General features: G+C 34.0%; 20 protein-coding genes, 1 tRNA gene and 1 other annotated feature (1 of these 22 running past the window's edge). All 21 genes read right to left on the bottom strand.

Annotation, left to right across the window (positions count from 1 at the left end):
• Positions 1 to 213 (bottom strand) — a binding site (T-box leader) (it extends 8 nt beyond the left edge of the window).
• Between the two features lie 58 nt (positions 214 to 271).
• Complete coding sequence (locus BUB32_RS06600; RefSeq protein WP_003867670.1) at positions 272 to 517, bottom strand: TM1266 family iron-only hydrogenase system putative regulator; 246 nt, start codon at positions 515 to 517, stop codon at positions 272 to 274.
• Complete coding sequence (locus BUB32_RS06595; protein ID WP_003869629.1) at positions 507 to 992, bottom strand: DivIVA domain-containing protein; 486 nt, start codon at positions 990 to 992, stop codon at positions 507 to 509. Before BUB32_RS06595 ends, BUB32_RS06600 begins: the two co-directional genes overlap by 11 nt.
• 27 nt (positions 993 to 1,019) lie before the next feature.
• Entirely contained in the window at positions 1,020 to 1,766 is a 747-nt protein-coding gene (locus BUB32_RS06590; protein WP_072968506.1) for a YlmH family RNA-binding protein, read from the bottom strand.
• Positions 1,763 to 2,065 (bottom strand): YggT family protein, encoded by a 303-nt coding sequence (locus BUB32_RS06585; RefSeq protein WP_003867667.1) that lies wholly within the window; start codon positions 2,063 to 2,065, stop codon positions 1,763 to 1,765. Before BUB32_RS06585 ends, BUB32_RS06590 begins: the two co-directional genes overlap by 4 nt.
• 16 nt (positions 2,066 to 2,081) lie before the next feature.
• Positions 2,082 to 2,495: a cell division protein SepF gene (locus BUB32_RS06580; RefSeq protein ID WP_072968503.1), complete on the bottom strand. Its 414-nt coding sequence runs from the start codon at positions 2,493 to 2,495 to the stop codon at positions 2,082 to 2,084.
• Positions 2,496 to 2,498: 3 nt separating this feature from the next.
• Complete coding sequence (locus tag BUB32_RS06575; RefSeq protein WP_200773862.1) at positions 2,499 to 3,203, bottom strand: YggS family pyridoxal phosphate-dependent enzyme; 705 nt, start codon at positions 3,201 to 3,203, stop codon at positions 2,499 to 2,501.
• 6 nt (positions 3,204 to 3,209) lie between these two features.
• Positions 3,210 to 4,397 (bottom strand): biotin/lipoyl attachment domain-containing protein, encoded by a 1,188-nt coding sequence (locus BUB32_RS06570; protein ID WP_072968498.1) that lies wholly within the window; start codon positions 4,395 to 4,397, stop codon positions 3,210 to 3,212.
• Between the two features lie 133 nt (positions 4,398 to 4,530).
• Positions 4,531 to 4,689 carry a hypothetical protein gene (locus tag BUB32_RS12960; protein ID WP_200773860.1) on the bottom strand — a complete coding sequence of 53 codons (159 nt, stop codon included), beginning with the start codon at positions 4,687 to 4,689 and terminating at the stop codon, positions 4,531 to 4,533.
• A 142-nt stretch (positions 4,690 to 4,831) separates the two neighbouring features.
• Complete coding sequence (locus BUB32_RS06560; RefSeq protein ID WP_072968494.1) at positions 4,832 to 6,220, bottom strand: tryptophanase; 1,389 nt, start codon at positions 6,218 to 6,220, stop codon at positions 4,832 to 4,834.
• Positions 6,221 to 6,292: 72 nt separating this feature from the next.
• The gene (locus tag BUB32_RS06555) at positions 6,293 to 6,670 is read right to left on the bottom strand and encodes a RidA family protein (RefSeq protein ID WP_072968491.1); all 378 of its coding nucleotides are present in this window, start codon (positions 6,668 to 6,670) and stop codon (positions 6,293 to 6,295) included.
• Between the two features lie 202 nt (positions 6,671 to 6,872).
• A complete protein-coding gene (locus BUB32_RS06550) occupies positions 6,873 to 8,006 on the bottom strand; it encodes a glycerate kinase (protein ID WP_072968489.1) in 1,134 nt (377 codons plus the stop codon).
• A gap of 37 nt (positions 8,007 to 8,043) precedes the next feature.
• Entirely contained in the window at positions 8,044 to 8,463 is a 420-nt protein-coding gene (locus BUB32_RS06545; protein ID WP_072968487.1) for an acyl-CoA thioesterase, read from the bottom strand.
• 360 nt (positions 8,464 to 8,823) lie between these two features.
• Positions 8,824 to 8,899 (bottom strand) — tRNA-Pro (locus BUB32_RS06540).
• Positions 8,900 to 8,953: 54 nt separating this feature from the next.
• Positions 8,954 to 10,432 carry a stage IV sporulation protein A gene (gene spoIVA / locus BUB32_RS06535; protein WP_072968486.1) on the bottom strand — a complete coding sequence of 493 codons (1,479 nt, stop codon included), beginning with the start codon at positions 10,430 to 10,432 and terminating at the stop codon, positions 8,954 to 8,956.
• 410 nt (positions 10,433 to 10,842) lie between these two features.
• On the bottom strand, positions 10,843 to 11,835 hold the full coding sequence (locus tag BUB32_RS06530; RefSeq protein WP_072968483.1) for an NAD(P)H-dependent glycerol-3-phosphate dehydrogenase: 993 nt from the start codon (positions 11,833 to 11,835) through the stop codon (positions 10,843 to 10,845).
• Positions 11,836 to 11,850: 15 nt separating this feature from the next.
• A complete protein-coding gene (plsY, locus tag BUB32_RS06525) occupies positions 11,851 to 12,447 on the bottom strand; it encodes a glycerol-3-phosphate 1-O-acyltransferase PlsY (RefSeq protein WP_072968565.1) in 597 nt (198 codons plus the stop codon).
• Positions 12,448 to 12,466: 19 nt separating this feature from the next.
• The gene (der, locus tag BUB32_RS06520; RefSeq protein WP_072968481.1) at positions 12,467 to 13,786 is read right to left on the bottom strand and encodes a ribosome biogenesis GTPase Der; all 1,320 of its coding nucleotides are present in this window, start codon (positions 13,784 to 13,786) and stop codon (positions 12,467 to 12,469) included.
• A 5-nt stretch (positions 13,787 to 13,791) separates the two neighbouring features.
• Positions 13,792 to 15,108, bottom strand: coding sequence for a DUF512 domain-containing protein (locus BUB32_RS06515; protein ID WP_072968479.1), 1,317 nt, complete (start codon positions 15,106 to 15,108; stop codon positions 13,792 to 13,794).
• Between the two features lie 58 nt (positions 15,109 to 15,166).
• Entirely contained in the window at positions 15,167 to 15,631 is a 465-nt protein-coding gene (locus BUB32_RS06510; RefSeq protein WP_003867953.1) for a DUF3189 family protein, read from the bottom strand.
• Positions 15,632 to 15,643: 12 nt separating this feature from the next.
• Positions 15,644 to 16,075, bottom strand: coding sequence for a DUF3189 family protein (locus tag BUB32_RS06505; RefSeq protein WP_072968476.1), 432 nt, complete (start codon positions 16,073 to 16,075; stop codon positions 15,644 to 15,646).
• Positions 16,076 to 16,084: 9 nt separating this feature from the next.
• The gene (locus tag BUB32_RS06500) at positions 16,085 to 16,288 is read right to left on the bottom strand and encodes a capping complex subunit for YIEGIA (RefSeq protein WP_072968475.1); all 204 of its coding nucleotides are present in this window, start codon (positions 16,286 to 16,288) and stop codon (positions 16,085 to 16,087) included.
• Positions 16,289 to 16,291 lie beyond the last annotated feature (3 nt).

The following is a 16,291-nucleotide window of genomic DNA, read 5'->3' as shown; positions in this document are numbered from 1 at the left end:
CGAGAAGTTCGCGGTACCACCCTACTTATTAAGACAAAGAAAAACTTTGCCTTAATCTCTCAATTTAAGATAACGGGAAACCCGGCACAGCTTACTCCTATTTCAGCCTGCAGCTCCGAGGTGATTTTCAGTAGAAACGAACTTATTGGCTCGCACCTACCGCCAACTCTCTGGAAGTTGCTTCTACTTACTCGTCCTCATCATAGCTTTTAACAATATTTTTTACACAATTATATAATACCACAAGTTTTTCGTCAATAGTATGCATATCTCATGCAGTCAGAGCAGATTTCACTTTTACCCCAGGAAGACTACCAAGTTTACCAGTAAGAGCCCCTATTTCATCCGTTGTACCATCAACTATTAAAGCGATAACCGATACTCCCCTATCTTTATAGGGTATACCCATTCTTCCTACAATAATGTGGCCGTACTCACTCAATATGTGATTTACCCTATCCGCCACATTTTCTCTATTTTGAATCAATATTCCAACAACCCCTAATCTATTCTGCATCCTTCTCCTCATCCTCATCTGGAATCAATTCTTTCTCATCTATTGAAAGTATTGATTCCAACTGGGCTTCTAAAAGAGATTTAAATTTCGCTTTAAAAACATTTAATTGCTTGCGATATCTTTCTAACTCCATTCTTATTCTCACAACTTCTTGATTTGCCTTCTCTAATATTTTTTCTGCATTTTGTTGTGCATTTTGTATGATAAGTTGAGCTTCTTTTTCTGCATTTCTTTTCAATTCCTCTGCAGTATTTTGAGCAACAATCAAAGTATTGTTTAAAGTATTCTCCATATTTATGTAGCTTTGAAGTTTTTCATTCATTATATTAATTCTGTCTTTTAACTCCGCATTTTCTTTGTATAACATTTCATAGTCTTCCATAATTTTATCCAAAAACTCGTCCACTTCCTCTTCATTATAACCCCTAAAAGACCGCCTAAATTCTTTATTATGTATATCCATAGGCGTCAGCATAATATTACCTCCTTTTCTTTTGTAACATTATATAAACCTTAGAATATGTACAGAAACGCGACCTTTTTTTGTATTACCTCTCACTTCTTCTAATTTAATTCTTCCAAAACCACGTAAAGAAATTACATCCTCCTCTTTTACTTCTGAAGAAGGGTCTTCTGTATACTCCCAATTTATTTGAAGAAGACCGGACTTTATAAATTCTGAAGCCTTCGTCCTTGATATGCCAAAACCTGCAGCTGCTACACTGTCAACCCGTAGTGAGGCTACGGTAGAAAAAATGTCCTTGTACTTTATTTCAGGTTCCAAGACATTTTTCAAGTCAATTGAATTAACTCTTACCTTCTCTTTCCCGACTTTAAAAAGGTTCATAAGTACATAACTTTCCACATCTTTATGTAACAATATGTCACATTTATCCTCTTTTACAATTATATCGCCTATTTTTTGTCTTTTTATCCCCAACCCTAAAAGTGAACCCAACACATCTCTATGAGATATCTTAGAAAAATCACCTTCAATTCTTACAGCGCAAATAGGGGTATCTTCCGGCTGTAAAAAATCGGGGTAAATAATTGCTATCTTTCTTTCTGCTAAAGGATATCCCCCATCTAGATTATAGTTTATATCTTGCTGTCGATACTTTAATATAGTTTTTTCAAAAATTTTTTGTTCAGAGAGGCTTAAAAAGTCTGTATATTTTACTCTTTTAGATTTTAAAACGCCCTTAATTATGTCTTCAAATCGGGATACAGTAAATTCTTTGTCCATCATATATACCTCATCAGTAATAATACTAATTTAAAAACTAAAGGACGAACTAAATACTGAATCACCAAAATCGCCAAAACTGGCGAAAAATCTATCATTAAATTTCTTCCAATAGAAGACCTAAATTGTAATGCCCTAAAAGGCTCAAGTATTGGTTCTGTCGTTACGATCACAAAGCGAGAAAGTGGATTTGACATATTTTCCATTCGTAGCAAAGATAAAATAACCCTTATCAATATAAGCCAATTTATAACTTCAAAAAAATAATCTAATGCTGTTAAAATTGCAAAATTTACAGGCAAAATCATTTCCTCCTTATCAATTTAGATGGTATAAAGAATTTACTTCATCTTTTATATCCCCTGTAATATCAAAATTCTCAGGTGCAATTAAAAATATATAGCCAGATATCTTCTTTATCTCTCCATTAAGAGCATAGGCTGCACCGCTTAAAAAATCCACTAATCTTTGAGCTTCATTTTTATCCATCTTTTGTAAATCAACAATCACCGGTTTTTTATTTTTTAACTCATTACATATATTCATTACTTGTTCAAACTTTTCTGGCTTTAAAATCAAAACTTTTACTTGGGGCTGTGTATGAATATTGACAATTTTAGGCTTTCTATCGTAAGGTATAACAGGTTGTAAAGAGTCTACTTCTTCTTTCTCTTCTTCTGGCTCATCGATACCAAAGAAACTCATTAATTTATCAATCACTTTTGAAGACATTAATTATCCCTCCACATTATATTGTCTTTGCCCAAAAATAGAAGTGCCAATTCTAACAATATTCGCCCCTTCTTCAACTGCTACCCAATAGTCATTGGACATGCCCATTGACAAAAATTCTACTTGTACATTATGTTGCTTAATTTCTTTTAGCTCTTCAAATAGCTTTTTCATCTTCCTAAAATAGGGTCTTACCTCTTCTGGTGGAAGGTAAGGAGCTATTGTCATAAGCCCTCTAATTCTTATATTATCATATTTTCCCATTTCTTTAACAAAATTATGCATTTCTTCAGGAGGAATTCCATATTTACTTTCCTCTCCACCAATATTGATTTCCACCAAACAATCTATTATGAGACTTTTTTGTTTAGCCCTTTTGTCTATTTCTTCTGCCAGTTTGATACTATCTAAAGAATGTATCAACTTAACTTTGTCAATAATGTATTTCACTTTGTTTGTCTGTAAATGTCCTATAAAGTGAAATTCTACCTCATTTTTTAAATAAGGATACTTTTCATTTAACTCTTGAACCTTATTCTCACCTATGTCAGTTATTCCACAAGCAATAGCCTCTTTTATAGTTTCAACACCGAAAGTTTTAGTAGCTGCCACAATTAATATTTCCTCCGGATTTCTATTTACCTTTAATGCATGCTCTTTTATGTTTTCTTTTATCTTTCTTATATTTTCACATATAGTCGTATTTATCCCCCCTTATTTGCTCAAGTAATCCTCTCCATTTACCGCTATTTCGTCATACGCTTTTAACCCAGATGTTTTATCAACGCTTTCTACAATCGCATATTTGCCATCTGTAGCCTTTATTACTACTTCTTTAAAAGTAGGAACTTTGCCATTTTTTATTACAAAAACTCCTTCTTTTCCTTCTTTTTGTACAATAGAAGAAAGAGGTATTTTAAGTCCATTGTACTCTTTAACTTTAATTTTAACATCTATTTTAGAGGTTTTATAAAAATCGGGATATTCATCTATCATCTCAATTATTCCTATATATAATTTATCGTCACCTTTGTAGGTTTTTATAACTTTTCCCCGCAATTCACCACCATAATTATCAATCAAAATTTTCACATTACTATCTTCTTTTAATAAGTCCTGTTGTTTTTCATTTAAAACCAACGCTAAATACCACTCCAAATTATCCACTATTTTTACAAAAGGGTAATCTCCTTTTACTTCTGTGCTAATTTCTTTGGATTGAAAGTTTAAATTTTCAAGCTGTGTCGGATTTAAATTGAACATATTTCTTTCATTTAGAATATTCTCACTGCCATCGAAATAGTAACTTACAATTCCTGATTCTGGTGAATTTACAGTAATCATATTTTTTTCTACATATTTTTCTAAATACTCCTTTTGCTCTTTTAAGCTTTCAATCTTTTGAAGTATTATTGGCCCTTTACTTAAAATTTCTTCTTTTTTGGCTTTTAAGTCTTCAATCCTTTTTTGTATTTTATCTGCATTAGGCCTACCCTGTTGTATCGCATTTTGATAATTTTGCTCTTCTTTTTTTATTATGTTGTCTAATTTTTGAATATCTGAATAAAAAGGTATATTAGTATCCTGATTTTTTAGTTTTCTATCTATCTCCTCTAATTGATGTAGTTTTTCTTCATCAAAATCGGCAGAATAAACTTCCACAATAGGAGTACCTTTCGGAATTTTTTCTCCACTTTGTACAAGTTTTTTTATTTTGCCATCGAAAGGAGCATTTATCAACATTTCATTCTTTATAACATATCCTTGGGCATTAAAGGCTATTGAAATACTTCCATAAGTCACTACTGTAGTTTCATTTTTGTTTGCAAAAGTCGTTATCCCTACTTTACTTATGTAAACTATCACCAATAATATAACTATAATTTTAGCTAACCTTTTCACATCTCTCACCTTATCAATATATTCTATATAAATGCCGATTTTCCTTCTACAAATTTATGCATATATTCATTTTATCACAGTTTTCAATATTTTTATAGACAAATTAAGGAGATTGGCAAAATGCCATCTCCTTTCAGTTTGTTGACAAAGTTAAAAAATCTTCAAAGGAGATATTTTGCATCGTCACTCCGATGTTCCAAAGCGACAAAACTAAAGCTCGACCTTCAGGCTCCGGCAGGGTACCGGGCACAATCGGCCTCCTTGCCTTAAGGTGCCCGCCTTCGCCATCCATGGCTTCGGCCCTGCCTCCACCCTCGGTCTTACTAAGTTTTGTTATCGCTTTGTAACAAGTCACTCCTTATGCAAAATATCTCCTTTACGAAAGTTTGTCTACAGTCTGTAAGGAGATTGGCAAAATGCCATCTCCTTTATGTTTACTCTACCGGTTCTAATCTCGCAGTAAAATGCCTTAATATTGGCGGCTCATAAGTAAATCTATATCCTTTTATTTTATCTCTTCTTGCATAAACTCTTTTTACAGCTTCTGCTATAACATCCATATGGCTGTTAGTGTAAACTCTCCTTGGAATTGTAAGGCGCACAAAATCTAATTTTGGAAGTATCTCTTTTTTAGTAACAGGGTCACGGCCAGCAAGCAATGCTCCTACTTCTACTGCACGAATACCAGCTTCTATATAAAGCTCTACGCAAATTGCATGGGAAGGAAATTGTTCTTGGGGTACATGAGGCAAAAACTTTTTGCCATCTATGAAAACAGCATGTCCTCCTGTTGGGTATTGAATCGGTATCCCTGCATCTCTTAGTTTGCCACCCAAATACTTTACCTGATTAATTCGCCATGCTAAATAATTTTCATCTAGGACTTCTTCAAGCCCTCTTGCCATAGCTTCCATATCTCTACCAGCAAGGCCACCGTATGTTACAAACCCTTCCATAGGAATGAGCATTGTCTTGACATTGGTGAAAAGTTCTTCATCATCTTTTATGGCAATAATTCCACCAATATTTACCAGTGCATCTTTTTTCGCAGACATTGTAAAACCATCTCCATAAGAAAACATCTCTCTCACTATTTCTTTAATAGATTTGTTCTCATATCCCTTTTCTCTCTGTTTTATAAAATAAGCGTTTTCTGCAAATCTGGCCGCATCAAAGAAAAGCTTTAATCCGTATTTATCCGCTATTCTCCGCACTTCTTTGATGTTCTCCATGGAAACAGGTTGTCCACCAGCACTGTTACAAGTAACAGTTGCCAAAATAAATGCTATATTTTCTGGCTTTTTGTCTTTTATGAAATTTTCTAAAGCTTCGAGGTCAAAATTACCTTTAAAAGGATGATAATTTTCTGTGTCTTCTGCTTCTTTTATCACCATGTCTACTGCAATGCCCTCTGCTAATTCTATGTGAGCTTTTGTAGTATCAAAATGCATATTTCCCAATATATATTGTCCTTTTTTAATTAACAATGGAAATAAAACCTTTTCAGCACCGCGACCTTGATGAGTTGGAACAACGTAGTTGTATCCAAAAATATCTTTAACTACTTTACAAAGGTGCAAATAATTTCTACTTCCCGCATAGGATTCATCCCCCAGCATTATGCCAGCCCATTGGTAATCACTCATGGCAGAAGTACCACTGTCAGTCAAAAGGTCAATATATACATCATCTGACTTTAACAGAAAGAGATTGTATCCTGCCTCTTTAATAAGCTTTATGCGCTCTTCTCGAGTTGTTATCTTAAGTGGCTCTACCATTTTGATTTTATAAGGTTCTGCCATTTTCGTTAAATCATCATACATAAAAAAACACCCTCCTATTTTTATTTCCCCAGCTTGTAATCGTTTAATAATTCTTTAAAAAAAGAGAAAAATTTATCTATGAGCAACGACTTCTATTTCTATAAGAGCACCCTTAGGAAGACTTTTTACTTCAACTAAAGAACGGGCAGGTGGATTATCTTTAAAATACCTTCCATAAATCTCATTAATTTTTGCAAAATCCCCTATGTTAGTGACAAATACAGTTGTCTTTATAACATTATTAAGGTCCATTCCGGCAGCTTTTAAAATCGCTTTTATGTTCTCTAAAACCCTTTCCGTCTGCGCTTCAATACCTCCTTCTACAAATTCTCCTGTAGCAGGATCAATTGCTATTTGTCCTGATGCGTACAAAAAGCTGTCTATCATTACAGCTTGCGAATATGGTCCAATAGCTTTAGGGGCTGCGTCGGTGTTTATTATGGTTTTCATTTATTTTCATCCTTTCATTAAAAGTGTTATACAATATGTAAAATCTGAATACATAGAATATTATATCATTAATATTTATCGCTTTTCAATATTTTTTTAATGATTATAAAATTTTTTGCACTATGCCACTTCCCATCTCTACATTTCTTAAAAAGTTGAAAAAAGGAGAGGTGAGAAGTCCACCTCTCCTTTTTTCAACTTTTTAAGCCTTTAGGGCTTTGATTAACCTAAAAATTCTCTCAGTGGATTTTTCTAACAATGTTGGTGCGTTTTTTATGGCATCTTCAAGAGACATTGGTTTTTCCATAGTTGAAAAAATGCTGCTAACTCCAATCTCATAAAGTTTTTCTATATCTTCAACTGTTCCCGCTATTACAATAAGTGGTTTATTATACTTTTTGCACAATTTAGCTATTCCTGAAATTGTTTTCCCAAACGCTGTTTGGAAATCTATTTTTCCCTCACCGGAAATTACTATATCAGCTTCTTTTATTTTTTCTTCAAGTTTTAATGTCTCAATAATTATTTCTATACCACTTTTTAACTGCGCATTTAAAAATGCCATAAGTCCTGCGGCTAAGCCACCTGCAGCACCTGAACCTTCTACATCTATTATTTTTTTATTAAAATACTTTTCTAAAAGTTCACCATAATGTTCAAGGTTTTTATCTAAAACTTCTACCATCTCTTTTGTAGCGCCCTTTTGGGGACCGTAAACTCTTGATGCGCCATTTTCTCCAATTAAAGGATTTGCTACGTCGCAAGCTACGATAAACTCACATTCCTTTAGTCTCTCATCAAGATTTGAAATATCTATTGAGTAAATTTTGGAAAGTTCTCCTCCTCCAAGACCTATTTCTCTACCATCTTTATCATAAAATTTAACTCCTAACGCTGTTGCCATACCAGTACCACCATCGTTTGTTGCGCTTCCACCTATTGCTATAATAAATTTCCTACAGCCTTTATCTAAAGCGTGTTTTATAAGCTGACCGGTTCCATATGTTGTTGTAATCATGGGGTTTCTCTCATAATCCTTCAAAAGATAAAGTCCTGAGGCAGCAGCCATTTCTATAACTGCTGTTTTGCCATCACCTAATATTCCATAAAAGCTTTCAATATCTCTAAATAGAGGATCCTTTACATTTGTCTTTATTATTTTTCCTCCAGTTGCATCAACTAATGATTCAACAGTCCCTTCGCCACCATCTGCCATAGGGACTTTCTCGATAACGGCTTTTGGGAAAACCTTTAAAATTCCTTTTTCTATGTTATTTGCAACCTCAAATGCAGATAAACTTCCTTTGAATTTATCGGGAGCTATGAGAATTTTCATAACATCACCACCATATGACTGAGCATAAGCATCCCTCCTAGATAATTTGTTTTGCCCTTTCCCTAAGTATTCTCTCTTCTTCACTTTCAGGCTCAGGTAAGGTAACATTATGCGGCGCTGGCCTTCCATTCTCATCTACATGAACAAAAGTAGCAAAGCCTTCTAATATAGGCTCAACTTCATCATTTTTATATATTTTAGCATAAGTTTTTAAACTAGACCTTCCAGTTAAAACTACACGAGATTTTATTTTTATAATATCTCCTTTCATCGCACTCTTTCTAAATTCAAGGCCATGTATTTTTAGGCAAACAATGTTTTCAGGCTTTTTTATAAGGTCACAGGCAGCTATAAAACAGGCTTCTACAAACCATTCAGCTATTCTTCCAGCAAAAAGTGTTCCGTGATGGTTTAGATCTTCAGATTTAACAAGATGCGCACTACTTATTTCTTTCATTTTTTGGCCTCCTTTAAGTTAATTCTATTCATTGGCAAAAGTATGCAAAATCCTTTAATCCAATATTACCACAGTTTATAAAATTTTGCATATATTATCTTTACCAGTTGATAGTATCAAGATATTGTAGTGTTGATGCTATTTTTCTGAAAGGTTAAGGCATACAAGCAGTGACATCACGCTGGATACCTACTCCCATGTAATACTCGACATTCAAAAAGAAACCATTTAAGCAATTGATACCCCTACAGGTTAGAAAAGATATAAAAGACATGTTTGCAAAATGTTTGCAAATTTCGATTTCTAATTGTATTATTTCTAAAAAAAGAAAACCGCAAAGCCTTGCGGTTACAATTTCACTGGTCTGAGTGGGGGGACTTGAACCCCCGGCCTCCAGAACCCCATTCTGGCGCGCTACCAGCTGCGCCACACCCAGAAAAAAACTATGTTCAGCTTTTATTATAAACGAGATAAAAGAAAAAATCAATAGTTAAATGATTATAAAGATTATTCCGCCTCCGCTGTCATTTACAACTCTTTCTAATGTATCTCTCAGTTTATGACTTAAGTTTTCGGGAATAGCGCCAATCTTGTTTTGCATTCCCTCTTTTACAAGGTCACTCAAGGTCTTGCCAAAAATGTTGGATTCCCAAATTTTTTCTGGATCGCTCTCAAACTGTTCTGTCAAATATTTTACAAAATCTTCACTTTGCTTTTCTGTTCCTACAACTGGCGATACTTCTGCTGTAATATCAGTTCTAAATATGTGATATGACGGTGCAGAAGCTTTAAGCCTTACCGCAAATCTCCCGCCTTGCCTTACTATTTCGGGTTTTTCAAACTTCATGTCATCAAGGCTTGCAGGTACTACTCCTACACCTGTTTTTTCAGCTTGTAAAAAGGCGTCTTTAACTCTATCATACTGTCTTTTTGCATAAGCCAATTCTCTCATCATTGCCATTAATTCTTTATCACCCTGAATTTCAAGTCCGCTTTCATCACTTAATATCTTAAAGAATAAGCCTTCCTGGGTTTTTATTTCAACATTTGCACAGCCTTCACCTGGAGTTATCTTCTTTATAAACACCTCAGAAAAGTTTTCATTTGCTTTAAGACCACCAACTAACTTAGGTATATCTCTTAATCTAAACAAATCTTTTATGTTTTCTTTTACTGTTTCCATTATATTTTGCTTAAGCCAATGACTTTTATCAAGAGCATCTACCCATTTAGGCAAATCAATTGCAATCTCTCGTATGGGAAATTCAAATAAGACTTTTTCCAAAATTGCACGAATGTCTGGTATTTCCATTTTAAGTACATTTAAAACAACAACAGGTACATCGTATTTTTTCTCTAATTCTTTTGCTAAATTAATTGTTTCGGGACTTTGAGGATCAGTTGTATTTAGCACTATTATAAAAGGTTTATTCAGTACTTTTAATTCTTTTACTACCCTTTCTTCTGCTGCTACATAATTTTCTCGCGGTATGTCAGTTATGCTTCCATCAGTGGTCATCACTAATCCTATTGTAGAATGGTCATTTATGACTTTTTTTGTTCCTATTTCTGCCGCTTCCTCAAAAGGTATTTCATAATCATACCAAGGAGTAGACACCATACGTGGCTTATCCTCTTCCATGTATCCCAGTGCGCCTTTAACCATATATCCTACACAATCTACTAGTCTCACTTTGAACCTCGTGTTTTCATTAATTGTTATCTCTACCGCTTTTTCAGGAACAAATTTAGGCTCAGTAGTCATTATGGTTTTGCCTGCTGCACTTTGTGGCAATTCATCTTTTATTCTCTCTTTTTGGGGAAGATTTTCTATGTATGGCAGTACCAATATGTCCATAAATCGCTTAATAAAAGTCGATTTACCTGTTCTCACTGGGCCTACTACTCCTATGTAGATATCCCCTTGTGTTCTTTCTGCAATATTTTTATAGATATCGTAGTTTTCCAACCTATTTCCCTCCTTTTTATATCCCCATATCCTTTTCTTCTCACTCATATATATATGCTTTAACAGTACATTTATATGTAAAAAATATTGAAATATGATAAAATCTCCGGAAAACCGGAGATCCAGACTGTAGACAAACTTTCGTAAAGGAGATATTTTGCAATTGGTGCGACTTGTTACAAAGCGTTAACAAAACTTAACAAGACCGAGGGTGGAGGCAGGGCCGTAGCCACGGATGGCGGAGGCGGGCACCTTAAGGCATGGATGCCGATTGTGCCCGGTACCCTGCCGGAACCTGAAGGTCGAGTTTTAGTTTTGTCGCTTTGGAACATCGGAGCGACGATACAAAATATCTCCTTTTGAATATTTTTTTACTTTGTCAACAAACTGAATCTCCGGAAAACCGGAGATCAAATACCGTGCAATTCATGTTTTTTATCTCTCGTCATAAGACTATAAACAGCCTCATAGGGATTTTTACCCTCAAAAAGAATGGAATAAATTTCTTTAGTTATTGGCATTTCTATTTTATGAATTTGAGAAAGTTTGTAGGCGGATTTTGTAGTATTAACTCCTTCTACTACCATTCCTATATCTTTTAATGTTTCTTCTAAACTTTTACCTTTACCTATAAGTATTCCTGCTCTTCTATTTCGCGAAAGCATGCTGGTACAGGTGACAATAAGGTCTCCTACGCCTGCCAAACCTAAAAACGTCAGCGGATCAGAACCTAACGCAACACCCAAACGAGTAATTTCCGCAAGACCTCTTGTCATAAGAGCAGCTTTGGTATTATCGCCAAATCCAAGCCCGTCTGAAATTCCAGCTCCCAAGGCTATAATATTCTTTAATGCCCCTCCTAATTCCACTCCCACAACGTCCTTGTTTATATATAACCTAAAGTTTTCATCCATAAAGGCATCTTGCACTACCTCACAGGCTTTAACATTTAAAGAGGCTAAAACACAGGCTGTAGGAATTTGTCTGACTACTTCCTCAGCATGACTAGGACCTGACAAAACAACTACATCATTTGAAAAATATTCTTTTATGACTTCAGACATTCTTTTTAAAGTGGAAGTCTCTATTCCCTTTGCAAGATTTACCACAATAGAGTTTTTATCAATTACATCTTTTAATTTTTTCGATATATCTCTTACAGCATGGGAAGGTACTGCAATTACTACAATCGATGAATTTTCCGCAGCTTCTTCCAAATCTGTTGTAATGTAAATTTCTTGAGGAATATCAACATCAAGATATTTTTTATTGTGCCGAGTAGACATAATTTCTTCAAATTGATTTTTATCTCTCATCCACAATGTAATTTGATGCCCAAGTCGGTTTAAGTGTATCGCTATAGATGTTCCCCAACTTCCCGCCCCTAATACTGATATTTTCATGACCACATTCCTTTCTCATTTTATTTCCGTCTTTTGTCCAAGTTTAGATTCTGTTCCCGCCAGCAAACGTTTTATGTTGGAACGATGTTGGAAAATTGCTAAAGATGCTAGAATAAGTGAAAATACAAATATTTGTGTTGAATTCCAAAAGATTGTATTTAAAAGCACAAAAGTAACCGTCCCTGTTATGGACCCTAAAGATACATATTTTGTCAAAACAATTACTGTAACCCCAATTGCTAAGGCTATGAGCCCTAAAAGAGGGCTTACGGTCATTATAACTCCAATGCTTGTAGCAATTCCTTTTCCACCTCTAAATTTTAAAAACACAGGCCAGTTATGACCGCATACCACTGCTATTCCCGCAATCATAGCACCAGTATTACCCATTAAATATTTACCGATTAATACAGCTATTACTCCTTTTAGCACATCTAGCGCAAAAACAGGAGCTGCAGCCTTATATCCTAATACTCTCAAAACATTAGTAGCTCCTGCATTTCCACTCCCATAATTGCGAATGTCTATTTTTCGCATATATTTTGTTAAAATATATGCATTGTTTATGCAACCAATCAAATAAGCAATGATGGCCGTCAAAACAGCGTACATATTTTCCCCCCTTTCCCTTTTAATTTTCTCCTCTTTTTCTAGTAGAAATAACAATAGGTACCCCTTCAAAGCCAAAATTTTGTCTTAACGTATTCTCAATAAATCTTAAATAGGAAAAATGCATTAGCTCTGGTTCATTAACAAATACTACAAAAGAAGGCGGCTTAATTCCTACTTGTGAAGTATAATATACTTTTAATAGTTTGCCCTTATCAGCAGGTGGAGGAAACATAAGCATAGCTTCATTTAGCACATTATTTAAAAGACCAGTAGTAATTCTTTTATTATATTCCTCCCATACTTTATCTACAGTCTCTAAAACTCTGTGTACTCTTTGCCCTGTTTTTGCTGAAATAAATAGTATAGGAACAAATGATATAAAAGATAGTTTTTCTCTTACCATCTTAGTATACTCGTTAACAGTATTATTATCTTTTTTTATTGCATCCCATTTATTAACAACTATGATGATTCCCTTCCCATTTTCAAACGCATATCCTGCTATTTTAGTGTCCTGTTCTGTTGGACCTTCTGTAGCATCTATCATCAAAAGGCATATATCAGACCTTTCAATTGCAGCTAAAGCTCTTAGTACGCTGTACCTTTCTATAGATTCACTAATTCTACTTTTTCTACGTATCCCTGCTGTGTCAATAAGAACATAGTTCTTCCCATCTTTTGAAAAAGGAGTATCTATTGCATCCCGTGTAGTGCCAGGTATGTTACTAACTATTACCCTTTCTTCCCCTAATATTTTGTTAACTAGTGAGGATTTCCCCACATTAGGTTTGCCAATAACAGCAATTTTAATTGTCTCTTCAGTGTATTCTAACTCTTCCTGTGGCAATCTTTTTACTACTTCGTCTAAAAGTTCTCCGATACCCAACCCATTTGACGCTGAAATTGGAATGGGATTGCCTAAACCAAGGCTAAAAAAGTCATAATAAGTAGGAGGCATTTCTTTAAAACTGTCCACCTTGTTGCAAACCAAAATAACTTCCTTTTTTGCTCTTCTTAAAATGTTTGCTATTTCTTCATCTTCCGGCATTAAACCTTCTTTTGCATCAACTAAAAATAATATTACGTCGGAAGCATCAATTGCTGCTTCCACTTGTAAACGGACTTTTGAAAAGAGAATATCTTCAGCATTTGGGTCTAATCCTCCTGTGTCTACTAATATAAATTTTTTGTCCAGCCACTCTGCATTACCGTATATTCTATCCCTTGTAACTCCTGGTTTGTCTTCCACAATAGAAATTCTTTTTCCCATAATTTTATTAAAAAGGGTAGATTTACCCACATTGGGTCTACCTACAATACTTACCATTGCTCCTGCCATATCTATCACCTTCCATTCTGTATCTTTTGTAAAAATTTTTTCCCATCGACTTCAGAAACTATAACTTTTGTCCCTAGTTTTCTTTCTATTTCTTCAACAGTAGTATCATCAAGAAAAACATTTGAACTTTCCTTTAACATGACATCGGGAATAACTAAAACTTCTTCATTTATTTTACCTTTTAATTGGTTTATTATATCTTTCCCCACCACAAGTCCAGCTACTGTGATATTGTGACCAAAAAACTCATTGTGTATCTTCTCCACTTTCACATTAAACCCTGTTTTTCTTAATTCTTTCGCTACTTCTTCCATAAAATTATAGGCAGCTATTCCTGTAACAATAATGTAAGAGGTGGTATTTATATTTTCCCCTTTATTCGCTTTTAATCTTTTTACACTCCTTTGAAATTGATGTTTAAACAATGCTATAAGTCCCACGCCATTTTCTATTTGAGGGAATCCCTCGTAATGATGATAAGAAGGTATAGTAACACCTGCCATCACATAAAACTCATCTGACAAAAAAACAAAAGAAGAACCTAATTCTTTCTTTAATTTCTTTTGCCATGAAGATACTTGTTCGACTACATTTTTAGCTTCCTCTTTAGTAAATGTCCTAAGTTTATAAAGTTTCTCTCTGTGGTCTGTAAGTCCCACTGGAACAACTGCTATTGATTTTACACCAGGATATAGACTCGACAAATCCTTGATAGTTCTATCAAGAATTTTACCATCATTTATTTCTGGACATAATACGATTTGACCATGTACCTCAATTCCGTTCTCAACAAGTTTTTTTAATTTATCCATTATACCTTTTGCATTCGGGTTATTTATCATTCTTACTCTTACATCATCATCAGTGGCATGAATTGAAACATATAAGGGAGAGAGCTTATATTTTATTACCCTGGCAATTTCCTCTTCACTCATATTAGTCATAGTAATAAAATTACCTTGTAAAAAGGAAAACCTATAATCGTCATCCTTAAATAAAAGAGATTTGCGGACTCCTTTAGGTAACTGGTCAATAAAGCAAAAAATACACTTATTTCTACAATGTTTTGGTTTGTCAATTATTTCTTCTTCAAAGACTAACCCTAAATCCTCATCATAGTCTTTTTCCACTTCAAAAATATATCTTTCTCCTGTAGCCTTTTCAATTTCTAATTGTATAAACTCATTTGACACTTCATATCGATAATCTATTATATCAATTATTTCTTTTCCGTTTAATGTAATGAGTTTGTCTCCTTTTTGTATATCTAAATCCCATGCTATACTTCCTTTTATTACATCTTTTATATTTATTTTATGCATATTTTTCCTCCTAAATTAACTCCTCTCTTTTCAATTATGAATTAATCCTATCAATACGTCAAGACCTTATTTGCAACTTTGTTTTAATATCTGTTACTAATTTTACGAAATTGTTGTATTTTTTCAATATGCCATATACCGTTATAGGCCTACCTAAAAAGATAATTCCTAAGCGCCTTGACGTAATACCTCCAATCTTTGTAGTAAGTCCTATGGTAGGAAGTGCATCTACGACTAATATATCTTTTTCAGAAATTCCATATAAAGACAAAAAACTGTAAATAGCTTTTGTTACTATTTCTCGCCCATTTCTCGCACCGACAATGTACACATAGTTCCCAAATTCATCCTTACCCATATAAAAAAGAGTGCCAATTTCATCGTTGGAAGTTTTATCATAATGCGGAAGAGAAACAATTTCTTCATAAGTAGGCACTCTGTCAATAGGTAAAAGTCCTATGTGTATAGAAGCAGCTACAACAGAAGAGTGAGCACTTCCATAACACATATATACAATAATCACAAACCTACCACCTCATAGTATTTTTTTATATCTCTCTACAAATCTTTTTATATTCTTGTGTCTCATCAAATAGTAATTATACAAAAAATTGTCTATAGTTTGTGTTAGTATTTTCTTACCTCTTAGATTCATCAGCACTTTAAAAAAAATTACATCATAGTGGGAAGTGTCTATAAAAATTATATCTTCTTTTATTTTAAAAACTTCCATCAAATCATACAAAGTTTTCTTGATATTTTCACTAAAATTTTTCGTTCCTATTATGAAGACTTCATTTTGATTATTATCTTTCCCAATAAATCTCATTTGTCCATAATCAACTTGAAACAAAAAAGGGATTTTAAGAAATTCCTCTTTTTCAATTTTGGATTTATCATTTAAATGAAGATATGCACATATAGAAGAAGAATAGCACCCATAATAGCTATAATACACTACTTTCATAGATACCACCTAATATTGTTTAACTAAAATAAATACTCCATTTTCAAGATCATGAACGGCTGCCTTAAAAATTCTGCTTAAATACATAGAAAGCTTTTGCTGCTCTTCTTCATTTTCTACATATATGATAGGTGCAGTACCACTTGAAACATTGTCTTTTGCCTCTTTTAAAGCTACCATAGCTATTATATATCCTGTTACATGTACTTCCATTCT

Origin of the sequence: Thermoanaerobacter uzonensis DSM 18761 (genome assembly GCF_900129115.1) — a bacterium.
Taxonomy (GTDB): Bacteria; Bacillota; Thermoanaerobacteria; order Thermoanaerobacterales; family Thermoanaerobacteraceae; genus Thermoanaerobacter; species Thermoanaerobacter uzonensis.
Note: the sequence above shows the minus strand (reverse complement) of the source record. Positions and strands in the feature narration are given on the sequence as shown.